At 63.8% G+C, this 15387-nt stretch carries 17 protein-coding genes; 4 read left to right on the forward strand and 13 right to left on the reverse strand.

Annotated elements, in window-relative coordinates:
- Positions 1-31 precede the first annotated feature (31 nt).
- From AADX97_RS20655 to AADX97_RS20665, 3 genes are all read right to left on the reverse strand, one after another.
- Positions 32-619 (reverse strand): carboxypeptidase-like regulatory domain-containing protein, encoded by a 588-nt coding sequence (locus tag AADX97_RS20655; RefSeq protein WP_374233695.1) that lies wholly within the window; start codon positions 617-619, stop codon positions 32-34.
- Between the two features lie 107 nt (positions 620-726).
- Positions 727-945 (reverse strand): hypothetical protein, encoded by a 219-nt coding sequence (locus AADX97_RS20660; protein WP_374233694.1) that lies wholly within the window; start codon positions 943-945, stop codon positions 727-729.
- Positions 946-985: 40 nt separating this feature from the next.
- Positions 986-1174 carry a Thivi_2564 family membrane protein gene (locus AADX97_RS20665; RefSeq protein ID WP_374233693.1) on the reverse strand — a complete coding sequence of 63 codons (189 nt, stop codon included), beginning with the start codon at positions 1172-1174 and terminating at the stop codon, positions 986-988.
- 752 nt (positions 1175-1926) lie between these two features.
- Between AADX97_RS20665 and AADX97_RS20670 the strand changes: the two genes are divergently transcribed.
- Positions 1927-2637, forward strand: coding sequence for a Crp/Fnr family transcriptional regulator (locus AADX97_RS20670; RefSeq protein WP_374233692.1), 711 nt, complete (start codon positions 1927-1929; stop codon positions 2635-2637).
- A gap of 184 nt (positions 2638-2821) precedes the next feature.
- Here AADX97_RS20670 and AADX97_RS20675 read toward each other — a convergent pair whose 3' ends face one another.
- Both AADX97_RS20675 and AADX97_RS20680 read right to left on the reverse strand, forming a co-directional pair.
- Entirely contained in the window at positions 2822-3757 is a 936-nt protein-coding gene (locus AADX97_RS20675) for a Gfo/Idh/MocA family protein (protein ID WP_374233691.1), read from the reverse strand.
- Positions 3758-3882: 125 nt separating this feature from the next.
- Entirely contained in the window at positions 3883-4008 is a 126-nt protein-coding gene (locus AADX97_RS20680) for a hypothetical protein (RefSeq protein ID WP_374233688.1), read from the reverse strand.
- A gap of 199 nt (positions 4009-4207) precedes the next feature.
- Here AADX97_RS20680 and apaG point away from each other — a divergent pair, with 199 nt between their 5' ends.
- On the forward strand, positions 4208-4582 hold the full coding sequence (gene apaG / locus AADX97_RS20685) for a Co2+/Mg2+ efflux protein ApaG (protein WP_374233687.1): 375 nt from the start codon (positions 4208-4210) through the stop codon (positions 4580-4582).
- Positions 4583-4608: 26 nt separating this feature from the next.
- The gene (locus tag AADX97_RS20690; RefSeq protein WP_374233686.1) at positions 4609-5466 is read left to right on the forward strand and encodes a symmetrical bis(5'-nucleosyl)-tetraphosphatase; all 858 of its coding nucleotides are present in this window, start codon (positions 4609-4611) and stop codon (positions 5464-5466) included.
- Here AADX97_RS20690 and AADX97_RS20695 read toward each other — a convergent pair.
- The gene (locus tag AADX97_RS20695) at positions 5442-5981 is read right to left on the reverse strand and encodes a dihydrofolate reductase (RefSeq protein WP_374233685.1); all 540 of its coding nucleotides are present in this window, start codon (positions 5979-5981) and stop codon (positions 5442-5444) included. The two genes, AADX97_RS20690 and AADX97_RS20695, sit on opposite strands and share 25 nt — an antisense overlap.
- A 260-nt stretch (positions 5982-6241) precedes the next feature.
- Between AADX97_RS20695 and AADX97_RS20700 the strand changes: the two genes are divergently transcribed.
- A complete protein-coding gene (locus AADX97_RS20700) occupies positions 6242-6691 on the forward strand; it encodes a DUF29 domain-containing protein (protein ID WP_374233684.1) in 450 nt (149 codons plus the stop codon).
- A 276-nt stretch (positions 6692-6967) separates the two neighbouring features.
- Here the strand turns inward: AADX97_RS20700 and AADX97_RS20705 are convergent, their stop codons facing one another.
- The 7 genes from AADX97_RS20705 to leuS all read right to left on the reverse strand — a co-directional run bounded on the left by AADX97_RS20705 (position 6968) and on the right by leuS (position 15049).
- Positions 6968-7933 (reverse strand): helix-turn-helix transcriptional regulator, encoded by a 966-nt coding sequence (locus AADX97_RS20705; RefSeq protein WP_374233683.1) that lies wholly within the window; start codon positions 7931-7933, stop codon positions 6968-6970.
- 10 nt (positions 7934-7943) lie between these two features.
- Positions 7944-8300, reverse strand: coding sequence for a ribosome silencing factor (gene rsfS / locus AADX97_RS20710; protein WP_374233682.1), 357 nt, complete (start codon positions 8298-8300; stop codon positions 7944-7946).
- A gap of 143 nt (positions 8301-8443) precedes the next feature.
- The gene (gene nadD / locus AADX97_RS20715; RefSeq protein ID WP_374233681.1) at positions 8444-9073 is read right to left on the reverse strand and encodes a nicotinate-nucleotide adenylyltransferase; all 630 of its coding nucleotides are present in this window, start codon (positions 9071-9073) and stop codon (positions 8444-8446) included.
- Positions 9074-9131: 58 nt separating this feature from the next.
- Entirely contained in the window at positions 9132-10406 is a 1275-nt protein-coding gene (locus AADX97_RS20720; protein ID WP_374233680.1) for a glutamate-5-semialdehyde dehydrogenase, read from the reverse strand.
- A gap of 215 nt (positions 10407-10621) precedes the next feature.
- On the reverse strand, positions 10622-11656 hold the full coding sequence (holA, locus tag AADX97_RS20725; RefSeq protein WP_374233678.1) for a DNA polymerase III subunit delta: 1035 nt from the start codon (positions 11654-11656) through the stop codon (positions 10622-10624).
- Between the two features lie 148 nt (positions 11657-11804).
- Positions 11805-12389 (reverse strand): LPS assembly lipoprotein LptE, encoded by a 585-nt coding sequence (gene lptE, locus AADX97_RS20730; protein WP_374238569.1) that lies wholly within the window; start codon positions 12387-12389, stop codon positions 11805-11807.
- Positions 12389-15049, reverse strand: coding sequence for a leucine--tRNA ligase (leuS, locus tag AADX97_RS20735; protein WP_374233676.1), 2661 nt, complete (start codon positions 15047-15049; stop codon positions 12389-12391). The genes lptE and leuS overlap by 1 nt, the downstream gene beginning before the upstream one ends.
- Positions 15050-15387: the final 338 nt, after the last annotated feature.

Raw genomic sequence — 15387 nt, forward strand, 5'->3', positions numbered from 1 at the left:
GCTCGACATCCTATGCTCAAGCTCGCCGCGCCTATTTCTTCCAGTAGAAGTCCAAGCGTGACTGGCCGGAACCATCCAGATTGAAGGTTTTGCGCTGAGTCTCGTCCTGACCGCGCAAACCCGTCGGGGTGACCTCCACGCTGTAGTCGCCCGCCGGCAATTGGGCGAAGAACCAAGGGCCTTTCGATTGGGCGGTCAAGACCGGCCCGCTGTGCGCATCCAGAATGTTCACTTTAACCGATGAGAGATACTCACCGGTGCCCTCCGTCGCGAAGAGCAGGCGCAGGTTGAACTGACTGGACAAGGCCTCGAGCTCCGCGCGTTCGCTCTCCCCGATGCCGCCCGTTACGTAGCGAATGTCGCCATTGGTCATGATTTCCGATGAAGTTTCCCCGGTCGACTCCCGAGCGGGGGCGGCGACATCCGCGGACGTCGGCGAGCCGAGGCTCTCGGCCGGCCGGATCCCATACTCCGTCTGCGTCTCCGCGAGCTGCAGACCGGCGGCGCCCGGAATCGGCGAGTGCGTGGTGCCCGACTGCTCCGGTCCGGCGGACTGCACCGCTGCGCCGCCGAACATCAACGCCATCGCGATCAGGCCCTGCAAATCTCTGTTGGTCATGTTTAAGGGTCTCGTTTGCCGACGTGAAAGAGGCTGGAAACAAGGTTTCCGGAAATCGAATTGCTCCTCACGGGAGACCCAGATCCAGGTCTCCCGTGCGGTCATTCTCAAGTGCCCCTCGGCACGAGCAATAGCAGCGCGCCGGCCACGATCGACGCCACGCCGACCCAGATCGGAATGTTGACCGTCTCGCGGTCTTGGACCGTCAATTCGAGGGGACCCAGTTGAGCCTGCGTGGTCTCCTTCGTATAGCTGAAGCCACCATACGCCAACCCCAAGCCACCGCCGATAATCAGTACGACCCCTACAATCTTGAGTGTGTTCATCTTATCTCCCGGCATGGATAAGCGATTGTTGTTCGCACGATTACCCGATGCGTATTCCGGACATGGAGCCGAGGAGTCCGAAAGCGGACAGCAGCCATAGCACCACGAAGATAACGACCACCACATTCAGGATCTTCTTGATGGTTCCATCCATCGGAATGTAGTTGTTGATCAGCCACAGGATGACTCCGATGACGACCAAAACGACGACCAAGCTAATCAAATTCATCTCAATTCTCCTGTACTGGTTGATGAGCGCCCGAGAGGCGGGAGCATGTCGTTCGGCAGCCGCCCCACTGCCCATCGTCGGTGAGCCGCAATGCAGCGCCCCAACGGTTGTCTCGCATCTTGATCCAGTCCGAGATCCGAAGAGCACCCGGCATCGGAGCGCGGAAGAGACCCTGAAAATCAATGTAATACAAGTTCGACAACTTGCTGTGTCAGATTAATGTGACACGTAATACTACTATTTATAGCAAGTATTTTTTCTTGCTTTATACTGTAATTTAGCCTGCTTATCCTAGGTACCCCCGCCCCTAGGTACTCCCGCCCGGGATAACAGGGCAACGGGTTCTCGTGACGGCGATCGCCGCGAGAGAGAACGGCAGCCGAACCTCCGAGGTCCGGCACTACCCACACGTTGGAGGCCGCTGCCCCCGACGGCCGGATTTACGAGCTAAACCTCACGGTCGAAGAGGGGCCTACACCGTGAACGACAGGATGCGCGGCGTAACCGGCCCAGTCTGTACGCCATCACACATAGGGACAGGGATCAACGCGCTATGTTTGTCAGCGCACTGAATGAACCCGCTAATTGACGTAATGTGTAAAGTTGACGGAGCCCCAAGGCCGAGCCGGCCGTCAGTGACCGATCGGGATGACAGCGAGCCCCTGCGCGATAAGACAGCGCCCGCAGCTGCCCGACAACGCGCTCCGCTTGCCGAGTGTTACCGTTCTACCCGGCCCACGAGGAGACCCCACGTGCATCACGAGAAGAATTCCGCTCACTTCGAGAATCGTCTTCTCGCATCGCTGCCGGACGAGGATCATCAACAGGTGCTGACGCGCTGCGAGTCGGTCGAGCTCGCGCTCGACGAGGTGATCAACGAACCCGGCGAGCAGATCCGCCACGTCTACTTCCCCACGGACTGCTTCTTTTCTCTGGTGACGCCGCCGATCGATCACGCCGGTCTGGAGGTCAGGCTGGTCGGCAGCGAGGGAATGGTTGGAACACCACTGATCTTGGGGATCGACGTGACGCTGCTGCGCACCGTTGTTCGGGGCGCCGGTCCCGCCTGGCGTATGACAGTGGAGCGGTTTCCCGAGGCGCTCGGGCTGAGCGTCGCACTTCAGATCACGCTGAACCGCTATCTCTTCGTGTTGACGAACCAGGTCGAGCAGATGGTCGCCTGCACCCGCTTCCATGTGCTGGAAGCGCGTCTCGCCCGCTGGTTGCTGATGACCCAGGACCGGGCGCATTCGGATCACTTCCATGCCACCCACGAGTTCCTCGCCCTCTTACTCGGGGTGCGCCGGGTCGGCGTCACCAAGGCCGCGACGGCGCTGCAACAGCGCAACCTTATTCACTACAGCCGTGGCGACATTCGCGTTCTCGATCGGGCCGGCCTGCAAGCCGCAGCCTGCGGGTGTTACGGGGAGTCGGAATCGATTTACGAGCGATTCCTGGGATGAGATAGAGTGGTTAGTGGCTAGGCTCGTAGGTTGTGCTGACGATAGGAAGCACAACTCGCGACGACGGTTGGTTGTGCCTCGCACGGCTCGGCACAACCTACGCCTTTTTGTGGCGCGCCTCGAGATGGCGTGAACGCTACGGCAAAAGGATCCCGACGCATGTCGCGCCGGACGCGGTTTAGTCTTAGTGCCCCGTGCGGGCGCGCACTTCCAAGGCGACTTCGAGCGCGTTTAACCCCGTCTGCCCGTCCACGAGCGGAGGGCGTCCCTCGCGGATACAGCGCACGAACTCGGCAAGCTCAAGATCCAGCGGCTTGACCGGCTCGACACTGATGCGCTCGCGGACGATCTCCGGGCGTGCGGAACCGGCGGTGGCGCGGGGCGCGGCGATATCGATGGTCTGCTCGATGAAATCGAGCGCGAGGTAGCGGCCCGGCTGGAAGACCCGGATCCGGCGCGTGGTCTTGTCCGAAACGCGGCTGGCGACGACGTTGGCGACCGTCCCCTGGTCAAACTCCAGTCGGGCGCTCGCGATATCCACGTGATCCGTCAGCACTGAGGCGCCCACGGCCGAGATATTGGCGATGCGGGCCCCGACCAGGGAGAGGATGATGTCGATATCGTGGATCATGAGATCGGAGACCACGTCGACATCGGTCGCGCGCTCCGTAAAGCCACCCATCCTTTGAGCCTCGATATAGACAGGCGCATGGATCCGCTGCGCGAGCGCCATGACACCGGCGTTGAATCGCTCGACATGACCGATCTGCAGGATTGCATGATAGGCGCGCGCCAAGCGGACAATCTCGACCCCGTCGGCCAGGCTCGCCGCGATCGGCTTTTCGAGCAGGACCGGGATGCCGCGCGACAGGAAGGGCGCCGCCGCCTCAAGATGCGCGGTCGTCGGGACCACGATGCTGACCGCGTCGACCCACTCGATGACATCGTCGATCCGCGCATAGGCGGAACATCCGGCCTCGGCAGCAACCGCATCGGCGCGGGCCGGGTCGACATCGACCACGCCCACCAGCGCGACATCAGGCATGCGCGAGTAGATCAGGGCATGGAAACGCCCCAGATAGCCGACACCGATGACGGCGACGCGTAGTTTATCGGACATAGGCTGCGACCGGATGCGTTGTTGAGCCTCGGAGCCCCCAGGGGACGGCCCGTCGGCGTGCGTCGCACGGCATGGCGTCTCGAGGCTCGGTTAATATCACATCGTCCTCCCGCGTGGCGAACACTTCAGCCGCCGAAATCCTTCGGTGCGACCGCCTGCTTGGCGATCGGTGCACGCTCGACACTCGCGTACAGACCGATTTGATACGCCAGAGTCGCCACCATTCCGATCAAGGCAAAGGCGATCAGCAAGATTATGAGATCGGGCTTGGGAGGAGATGACTTGGGGCGCATGTGTCAACCGACCTGATGTCACGACTCTGACTGGAGGGCTCGCTGTCCTTGATGGACATTGAAATGGATAAGGGGCTCCGATGTGCCTGGATCGCGCGACGGGGCCATGTGTATTATCACGCGATCCGATACTCTTGTCTGCGACGTGGAGGTTCAGGTGAACGAGTTTTCGATCAAGATTTCGGCCAATAGCCAGTACCAGCCGGAGCGGTCCTCCCCCGGAGAAGGACGTTATGTGTTTGTCTATACGATCGTGATCGAAAATCACGGGGATCAATCGGCGCGCCTGCTCGATCGGCACTGGATCATCACGGACGCAGACGGAAAGGCCCAGGAAGTCAGGGGAGAGGGTGTCGTCGGGGAGCAGCCGCACCTGAAACCGGGTGAACGTTTCGAGTACACGAGCGGCACCATCATCGCCACCCCGATCGGCAGCATGCACGGCAGTTACGGCATGATCAGCGACGACGGGGTCCGCTTCGATGCCGATATCCCGGCCTTTTCGTTGGCGTCCGCCATGACCATACACTGAAAGAGACGACCGGGACCGACACGGCCATGGCCATCTATGCCGTCGGCGACATCCAGGGGTGCTATCGGGAGCTGCGGCAACTGCTCGACAGGCTCCGGTTCGATCCGGGCGTCGACCGACTTTGGCTCGTCGGCGACCTGGTCAACCGCGGGCCTGAATCGCTTGCGGTGATGCGATTCGTGCACGATCTGGGCGATTGCGCCGTCACGGTCCTCGGCAACCACGACCTACATCTCCTCGCTTTGGCCGAAGGCAATACCCGGCACGCCGGCAAGAGCACGCTCGACGAGGTACTGCGGGCGCCTGACCGCGACGCGCTTCTGCATTGGCTGCGCCATCGCCCGCTGTTGCACCATGATTCGGACATCGGTTTCTCGATGATCCATGCCGGTGTTCCGCCGCAATGGAGCCTCGAAGACACTCGAGCCCGCGCGCACGAGCTCGAGTCGACCCTGCGCGGCCCGGACCATCGCGCGTACCTGATGGCGATGTACGGCAACAAACCCAAGCGCTGGTCGCCCGATCTGACCGGCATGGACCGTCTACGGTTCATCACCAACTGCCTGACCCGACTGAGGTTCTGCGCGTCGGACGGCGCCCTCGCCCTCGGCGAGAAGGGCGAGATCGGGAGCCAATTGGCCGGACGCCTGCCCTGGTTTCGGATGCCGGACCGGCACACCCGCGACGACCGGATTATCTTCGGCCACTGGTCCACCATCGGCTATCTCGCCGAGCACAACGTCTGGGGACTCGACAGCGGCTGTCTCTGGGGCGGCGCGCTGACCGCGATCCGGATCGCCGGCAACGGAGACGGCGACGGGAAAAGGTTGATGACGCCGATCCAGATCGACTGCGCGGGCTATCTGCGGCCCGGATCGGACTGAAGTCCGGGCAAACGGCGAAGCTCCAGAAAAGTCATGGCGTAAGTGTTGCGCTCGTCGGGCAGACGCTCGACCCGGCTCACCTCGACCCAATCCGCCGGGTCCCATCTCGGAAAGCGGGTATCGCCCTCGACGGCGGTATGCACCAACGTCAGATAGAGTCCGTCCGCGCGGGGGAGCGTCTCGGCATAGAGTGCCGCCCCGCCGACAATCAACAGCTCGGGCACCGGGCCGGCAGCCTCGATCGCTGCATCCAGTGAATCCACCACGAGACAGCCGTCCGGACGAAAGGCCGGGTCACGGGACAGCACGATGTGGCGTCGACGCGGCAAAACTCCGGGCAGGGATTCCCAGGTCCGCCGTCCCATGACGATCGTCTTGTCGAGCGTCAGCGCTTTGAAGTGTCCCAGATCGGCCGGCAGATGCCAAGGCAGCCGATTCTCTCGACCGATCACTCCGTTGTCCGCGATCGCGACGACCAGACAGAGGGGTGGAGCTTGGCGTTCGGTCGATGTCATCGCGGATCACCTTGTCTGAAGTTGCATCCCCTGGCACCGATGAGTTTCTAAATTCTCTCACGGAGATACGGAGCGCACGAAGAAAAGATCTCGGATTCGCCGTGCCCTCCGTGTCTCGGTGAGAGGCGTCTCGACTGCGCATGCCCGGAAGACCTGAAGGGCTGAGCTGCGAATCAATTCCCACCTACACGCTGGTTGCCCCTTTCCAGGAAATCACCTCATCATACCTGCAGCGCCGCAGCCACCCCCCGAGGACACAGATGGAGAGCACCTACGACTCGGACTTCTACGCTTGGGCCAACACTCAAGCCGCGCTCCTGCGCGGCGGACGGATCGACCAGGCCGACATCGAGCACATCGCCGAGGAGATCGAGAGCATGGGCAAGAGCGAGTTGCGGGAGCTTGAAAACCGACTCGCACGGCTGTTCACGCACCTGCTCAAGTGGCAATTCCAACCCAATCGGCGCAGTCGAAGCTGGACACTCACGATCAAGGAGCAGCGCCGACGTCTTCATCGGCATCTCGCACAGAACCCCAGTCTCAAGGCGAAGCTCGAGCAAGCCGTCGTGGACGCCTATGGCGATGCCATCCTCAAGGCGGCCCGCGAGACCGGCCTCGCCGAGGAGACCTTCCCGCCGGTCTGCCCCTTCACCATTGAGCAGATCCTGAACGACGATGTTCCGGGCCTTGCTGTCGATCAGTTGCCATGATCGGCCCGCTAGCGGAGCGGTGAAGAGATTCCGAGACCGTCCGAGATCAACTTCGTTGTCTTCGTCCTTGTCGTTGTCGTTGTCGTTGTCGTGATCGACCATCGATACGATTACGATTACGACAACGAACGGTCTCGACACATCTGCCGTGCTGCACTAGCCATACCGAGCCAGCGCCGTAGGTTGTGCCGAGCCTTGCGAGGCACAACCAACCGCCGGCAGTTGTGCTTCCTATCGTCAGCACAACCTACGGGTGAGAACTTTCCGGAAATCGCCTTAGCCATACCGCGCCAGCGCCGCAGCGAGACGCTCCCGGACCAGATCGCGCAGGATCGCCGGCTCGACAACCTCGACATCCGGCCCGTACCTGAGCACGTCCATCGTCAGCTCAAGTGCGTTGCTGTAGGGGATGCGCAGCTCGTAGCGCCCGTCCTCGAGGAATTGCCCCGCCTGATCCCGATGCCATTGCTCCTTCGCGACCCAGCGGGCGCGCTCCGGGCTGAAGCGCAGCACCGCCGTCTGCTGCGGCGCGCCGGCGAAGATCCCGTAGGAGACGGCAAAATGTCGATCGAGATCCTCGTCCGCCACCGGCAGGGCGCTCGTGGTCAAGGGGCGCGCGGCCTCGATCGCATCCAGGGCGAAGGTCCGCAGGCCCTCGCGCAGATGACACCAGGCATCGAGATACCAGTTATCGCGGTAGTAGGTGAGACGCTGGGGCGAGACCTCGCGGTCGCTGTGCCGATCGTCGCCGCGATTGAAATAGCGGATCCACAGCCGCTGATGTTGAGCCAAGGCGCCGGCGACCGTCTGAAAGTATCGACCGCCGCGGCGCGCGCCCATCTGCATGATCCGCACCCGCGCCGAAAGCCCATCGAAACCGGGGCGCTGCAGCTCGAGCAGATCGCCGATGCGTTTCTGCAGGGGCTTGAGATGCGGGTCGAGCAGCCCGGGCTCCACGCTCGTCAAGAGCTGCTGCACGGTCAGCAGGGCATGCAGCTCGGAGGCGTTGAACCAAAGACCGGGCAGCTCGTACATCGCACCGTCGGCCAGATCGTATTTGTAGCCGTTGTGCTCCCGGTCGTAGACGATCGGGGCATTCAGGTGCAGACGCATGTCCTCGATGAGGCGCTTGATCGTCGCGCGGGAGCACTCGAGTGACTCCTGCAATCGCTGCCGCGAGACCGGATACCGAGCCGCCTGAAGGATCCGGTTGAGCTCGAAGATCCGGTCGAAGCGGTCCATCGGGTCGGCCCTAAAGCGGAACGGCGGCGACCTTCGCAACGGCAGCCGGTGCGGCCCAGAGCTTTTCGAGATTGTAGAAGTCACGCACCTTGGGGAGCATGACATGCACCACGACCCCGTTGAGGTCCACCAGGGCCCACTCGCCCTCGGTGACGCCCTCTATCCCCAGCGGGGTCTCGCCCGCCTCCTTCGACTTATAGGCCACGGTCTCGGCGATGGCCTTCACATGCCGGTCCGAGGTTCCGGAGGCGACGATCATATAGTCCGTGATGGCGGTCTTGCCCCGCACGTCCATCACCTCGATATCGCGGGCCTTCATATCGCTCAAGGTCTCGACGACCAGTTCCCGAAGTGTCTCAAGCTGCATGCGATCTCCTCTGCTTTTGAATTAAACCGCGCCCAGCGCGGCATGCGATGTTATTCGATGGGATCGGCCCCGGCAGACTTGACGACCGTTGGAGCTGGCGCGGTTCAAGATATTAAAAATATTCAATTCGGTGGGCCTCTGGCCTACCGATACAAACCTTCCGCCGCGATGATCGACATCACCGTATCGGGCAGGAGCCAGCGCGGACTCAGACCCTGGCGGATCAGCTCGCGCACGCGGGTTGCCGAGACATCGATCTGGGTCACGTCCTGAAAGAGGATGCGGCCGGCCGGCGTCTCTGCCAAGTCGTCGGCCCGGTCGCGGAGACGTCCCGTGCAGAATGCCTGCAGGGCAGGATCGAGCCCGACGGACGCACCCGGTCGCCGCATCACCACGAGATGCGCCAGGTCCAGGATATCCGCCGGGCGATGCCAATCCAGGAAGCCCACAAAGGCATCGGCGCCGATGAGCAGACACAAGGGCGGTTCTCGGCCCAGCTCGGCACGCAGCGAGATCAGGGTGTCGTAAGTGTAGGATCCGCCCGGCCGCTCGATCTCGCGGGGGTCGACGACGAAATCCGGTTGGCCGGCGATTGCCGCCTCCAACATGGCCAAGCGCAGCGCCGAGGAGGCGACCGGCGGCGCACGATGCACCGCAACATTGAGCGGGACGAGCCGGATCTCCTCCAGACCGAGCGCTTGGAGACAATCGAGCGCCGGACGCAGATGTCCGAAGTGGATGGGGTCGAAGGTGCCGCCGAGGATGCCGATCATCAAGGCGTCGTGGTGCGACCGACAGCGGAATAAAGACCACCGAGACATCCCAGGGCCATCAGGTGCGGACCTCGCCGTTGCCCAGCACCACGAACTTCACCGAGGTCAGACCCTCGAGCCCGACCGGGCCGCGAGCATGAAACTTATCCGTGCTGATCCCGATCTCCGCACCCAAGCCGTACTCGAACCCGTCGGCAAACCGCGTCGAGGCATTGACCATGACCGAGCTGGAATCCACCTCACGCAGGAAGCGTCGGGCACGGCTGTAGTCCTCCGTGACGATCGCATCCGTATGGGCCGAGCCATGCGCGGCGATGTGATCCATCGCCGCATCGAGCCCGGAGACGACCCGGATGGCGAGGATCGGGGCCAGGTACTCGGTGTCCCAGTCGGCCTCGGTCGCGGCGATCGCCTCGGGGAGGATCTCGCGGGTGCGTGAGCAGCCCCTCAGCTCGACACCCTTCTCGCGATAGGCGGCGGCCAGACGCGGCAGCATGGTCTCCGCGACGGACGCGTCCACCAGTAGGGTCTCCATGGTGTTGCAGGTCCCGTAACGCTGCGTCTTGGCGTTCATGGCGATGTCGAACGCCTTCTGCGGATCGGCATGGGCGTCGATGAAGACATGACAGATGCCGTCGAGATGCTTGATGACCGGGACCCGCGCCTCGAGGCTGATCCGCTCGATCAGACCCTTGCCGCCGCGCGGGATGATGACGTCGACAAACTCGGGCATGGCGATCATGGCCCCGACCGCCGCACGATCGGTCGTGGCGACCACCTGCACGCCGTCGGCGGGTAGACCGGCCTCGACCAGGCCCCGACCGATACAGGCCGCGATCGCCTGATTCGACTCGAAGGCCTCCGAGCCCCCGCGCAACAGGGTCGCGTTGCCCGATTTGAGACAGAGCCCGGCCGCATCCGCCGTCACGTTGGGTCGCGACTCGTAGATGATGCCCACGACACCCAGCGGCACGCGCATGCGCCCGACCTGGATGCCGGACGGGCGGTAATCCAGATCCGTGATGGCACCGATCGGATCCGGCAGGGCCGCGATCTGGCGCAGTCCCTCGATCATGGTGTCGATGCGCCCCTCGGTCAGCTCGAGCCGATCGAGCAGCGCGGCATCCAGGCCCTTGGCCGCACCCTGCTCGAGGTCGATCCGGTTGGCGGCGACGATGGCTGCGCGTCGGCGATCGATCGCGTCGGCAATCGCCGACAGGGCGTCGTTCTTCTGGCGGGTCGTGGCCCGTGCCAAACCGCGCGACGCAGCACGGGCGCGACGTCCAAGGTCAGCCATGTAGGCGTCGATATCGGTGATCTGTCGTTCGCTCATCTCGGACCTAAACCGCGCCCGGCGCGGTATGCGTGGTTTGTTGGATTGGATTGGTCGCGCCAGCTCCGACTGGACGCAGTTTAAGAATCGCTATCAGGAGTCAGTGTAAGACGGTGCCCAGGGTCTGTATAGCCGAAAAGGGGCCGAAAAAGGAGCTATAGATCAGACGGAAGCGGTCACAGCGGGGAGACCGATAAGACCCGACCGGACGCGTCTCAGCGCTGCGGGATCGGCCGACCCGCCCGGAAACCGCCGGCGGCCAAGGCATCGGCGACCACGGCTAGGCGGTGCCAAGGGTCCCCGACGGCGAGACCCTTGATCGACTGATCCACCAGCGAGCACTGATGGAGCAGCGCGCGCAGCAGGGTCGGCGAGAGACGCGACAGGGCGCGCTCCATCGCCTGGAGACGTTGCGGCGGCATCCGCGCATCGCCCGCACCCGGCCCACGCACTCCGCTCGCCCGCGCCCCGGCCGCCTCGGCCAGGGTCCGAAGCTCCCGCGCCAAGACCCAGAGCACCAGAATATCCGCGGTCCCTTCTGCGCGCAGGACCGAGAGCACCCTCTGGGTGCGGGCGCGGTCTCCGGACAAGGCCGCGTCGGTCAGCGAAAAGAGGTCGAAACGGGCGCTGTCGGCGAGGTTCCCGAGCAGATCGTCAAGCGCGAGCGGTCCCGGATCACGCAGCAGACGTTGCTTCTCGATCTCCTGCACGGCCGCCAGCAGGTTGCCCTCGGCACGCTCGGCGAGCAGCTCGGCCACACCCGGCCCCGGCTGCAGCCCGACCGACTGCAGACGCTGACCGAGCCATTGCACCAGCTCCCGTCCCTTCAAGGGCCAGACCTGCACCAGTGCGCCGACCGACTCGAGCCGCTTGGCCCACTGGCTCTGCAGCTCCTTGCGATCCAGCTCGGGCGCGATCATCAGCAGCAGGTTGTCCGGACAGGGCCGATCACAATAGGCGCGCACGGCAGCCCCCCCATCTTTGCCGAGCTTCGCCGTGCCGATGCGCAGTTCAATCAGCTTGCGCGATGAGAAGAGCGACATGGCGTCGGCGGAAGCGGCCAAGGCATGCCAGTCGAAGGCGGCGTCCTGGTCCAGGACCTCGCGCTCGGCAAACCCCTGACGGCGGGCCGCCTCGCGGATCAGACGCGCCGCCTCGCCGAGCTGATAGGGCTCGTCGCCGCAGACCAGGTACAGCGGGGCCAGTCCGCGGGACAAGGTGTCTTGGAGCTGGTTGAAGCGAAGGCGCATGGGGTTCGGGGTTCGGGGTTCGGCCTGTAGGTTGTGCCGACGATAGGAGGCACAACTTGCGCCAACGCTCAGAGCAGCGTCACCCACAGGCGCATCAGCGCCGACGGTTGGTTGTGCTGACGATAGGATGCACAACTTGCGCCGACGCTCAGAGCAGCGTCACCCGCAGGCGCATCAGGATTCGATCCGCGGCGTCGCGTGCGAAATCCTGATAGATGAGGGCCTCTTCGAGTTGTTTTCCGAGGACCTCCACGTCGGGGTTGTCGAAGTTGCGGACCAGATCGAGCGTTTGCCCCGGCACCTTCTGAGCCCCGTCGGGCGTGACGGCGTCGTAGCTCACCAGATAGTGAAGCTCGTAGGCCAAGACCCGACCGCCCGAGTCGACGGCAACCACCTGCGAGAAACGACTCTCCGAGAGGATGCGCAGGATCAGCTTCGCCTCGACCGCAGTCTTCGCCAGCACCACGTCGCTGCCCGCGAGCTGGTCCACGAGGGCGGCGCGTACCGGCGAGTTGCCCGCCGCCTGGATGTAGACCGGATTCAGCTCGGCCGGGATCTCCACAACACCCCGCAAGCGAAAACCGCAACCGAGCTGAGCAAGACAGATCAAACCCAGGATCAGGAGAGCGGCGGCTCGAGCCCACGCGAGGGAGCGGGCACGCGACGGGCCACCAAGCCGCCCACCGGCCGGGGCTCGAACGCGCATCTCGGATAGGCAGGCGGGCATCGGCATCAGTTGGCGACGATGTTGACGAGCTTGTTCGGGACCACGATGACCTTGCGTACGGCCGCCTCGCCGATGAAACGGCGCGCGTTCTCGCTTGCCAGTGCGGCGGCCTCGATGGCCGAACGATCGGCTTCGGCGGAGACCTTCACGGTGTCACGCAGCTTGCCGTTGACCTGGACCACATAGTCGATCGTCGACTGCACCAGTGCCGCGGCATCGACCTCGGGCCAGGTCGAGCCGAGGATGTCCTCGCCGAACCCCAGCTCGCGCCAGAGATGATGGGTGACGTGGGGAGCGATCGGCGCGAGGAGACGCAGCACGATCGCTAGACCCTCGCGTAACATGGGGCCGCGCGCGGGTGATTCAGGATCGAGCTTGTAGAGCACGTTGACCAGGGTCATGCAGCCGGAGACGACGGTATTGAACTGCTGACGCTCGTAATCGAAGAGCGCCTTTTTGAGCACGCCGTAGATCTCGCGCCTCGCCTCGCCGGCCGCCTCGTCCGGATCGCTCGCCGCCGGAGAGCGCGCGCCGCGGATGGTCTCCGCCTCGGTCGTCGCCAACCACCAGAGCCGCTTGAGGAAACGGAAGGCACCCTCGACGCCCTCGTCGTTCCATTCGAGCGACTGCTCCGGTGGGGAGGTGAACATGGTGTAGAGCCGCACCGTATCGGCACCGTAGCGCTCGGTCAGGGCCTGCGGGTCGACGCCGTTGTTCTTGGATTTCGACATCTTCTCGATGCCGCCGAAGGTGACGGGCAGACCGTCGGCCGCGAGCCAGGCGCGCACTAACCGGCCCTTCTCGTCGCGCTCGGTCTGCACCTCGGCCGGATTGATCCACTGCTTGCGCCCGTCCGGGTCCTCGCGATACCAGGTCTCGGCGACCACCATCCCTTGGGTCAAGAGCCGGGCGAAGGGCTCGTCGCAGTCGAGCAGCCCCTCGTCGCGCATCAGCTTGTGGAAGAAGCGCGCATAGAGCAGATGCAGGATGGCGTGCTCGATCCCGCCGACGTACTGATCGACCGGGAGCCAGTAGCCTGCCCGCTCGTCGAGCATGGCCGTGTCGCAATCCGCCGAGCAGTAGCGTGCGTAGTACCAGCTCGATTCGAGAAAGGTATCGAAGGTGTCGGTCTCGCGGGTCTCGCCGCCGGGGAGATCGGAGAAGGACGGCATCTTTTTGAGCGGCGAGCCCGAGCCATCGACGACGACGCTCTCGGGCAGGCGCACCGGCAGATCGGTCTCGGGGCGCAGACTGCCGTCGGGGCCGTTCACTACCGGGATGGGGCAGCCCCAATAGCGTTGGCGCGAGACGCCCCAGTCGCGCAGCCTGAAGTTCACGCGTTTGCAGCCCTTGTCGTGCTCCGCCAGCCAGGCGGCGATGGCCTCGAACGCCTCGGCACTGGTCAAGGTCGAGAAAGGGCCGGAGTTGATTAGAAAGCCTTTTTTCTCGAAACGCTCGTCCCAGTTTGACCAATCCAGGGGGACTCGTGACGCGTCTCCGGGCACCGCAACGACCGGGCGGCTTTCTGCAGGTGTGCCGGCAGCCGAAGTAAACTCCAACGCAAGATCTTTCCAATCCTCGGGTACGATCACCGGCCGGATCGGGATGCCGTATTTGTGCGCGAAATGGAAATCGCGCTCGTCGTGCGCCGGGACCGCCATCACCGCACCCGTGCCGTAACCCATGAGCACGAAGTTCGCGGCGAAGATCGGCACCGCCTCGCCGGTCACCGGATGCAGGGCGTTCAGGCCGAGCGGATGGCCCTTCTTCTCCATTGTCTCGATCTCGGCCTCGGAGGTCCCGCCTTTGCGGCACTCCTCGATAAAGGCCGCGAGGGCCGGCTGATCCTCGGCGGCACGTCGCGCGAGCGGATGCTCGGCGGCGACGGCGACATAGGTCACGCCCATGAGGGTATCCGGACGGGTCGTGTAGATCTCCAGCGTCTCGTCCGAGCCTTCGATCCCGAAGCACATCTCGACACCTTCGGAGCGCCCGATCCAGTTGCGCTGCATGGTGCGCACCTGCTCGGGCCAGCCGTCCAGGCCGTCGAGCGCGTCCAGCAGCTCCTGGGCATAGTCGGTGATGCGCACGAACCATTGCTGGATCTCGCGCTTCTCCACCGGCGCGCCCGAGCGCCAGCCCTTACCGTCGATGACCTGCTCGTTGGCGAGCACGGTCTGATCGATCGGATCCCAGTTGACCGTCGCCTGCGAGCGGTAGACCAGCCCCTTCTCCATCAAACGCGTGAAGAGCCATTGCTCCCAGCGGTAGTACTCCGGATCGCAGGTCGCGAGCTCCCGGTCCCAGTCATAGCCGAAGCCGAGCTGCTTGAGCTGGGTGCGCATGTAGTCGATATTCGACTTAGTCCATTCCGACGGCGGGATACCCTTCTGGATGGCCGCGTTCTCGGCCGGCAGACCGAAGGCGTCCCACCCCATCGGCTGGAGCACGTTCTTACCGAGCATGCGCTGATGGCGCGCGATCACGTCGCCGATGGTGTAGTTGCGCACATGCCCCATGTGCAGCCGCCCGGAAGGGTATGGGAACATCGAGAGGCAGTAGAATTTCTCGCGCGAGCGATCCTCGACGGCCTTGAAGGACTGGTGGTCTTCCCAATAGCGCTGGGCCGCTGCCTCGACGGTCTGCGGGTCGTAGTCGGTCTGCATGGATGCTCGGTCTTCGGGCAAGGGGTGACGGCGATGGGCGTTAGGATACCGCAGCGGACGGATCCGCGGCGACCCGGAGCACAGCAGGGGGTTCAGCACCGATCAGCTGCAGAATCTCTCACGGAGACACGGAGACACGGAGATTCCGAGATTTTTCCCGCGTATGCTCCATATCTCCGCGAGAGGCATTTCGAGATGCACCGGGACCTTGCGAAATCGCGGCCATACTGCACACTTTAACCTCATGCAACACGGCAGATGTGTCGAAACCGTTCGTTGTCGTTGTCGTCGTTGTCGTTGTCGTTGTCGTCATCGGATTCCGGACGACTACGACAACG

The organism is Thiocapsa sp. C2-2m (genome assembly GCF_041903745.1).
GTDB lineage: Bacteria > Pseudomonadota > Gammaproteobacteria > Chromatiales > Chromatiaceae > Thiocapsa > Thiocapsa roseilacustris.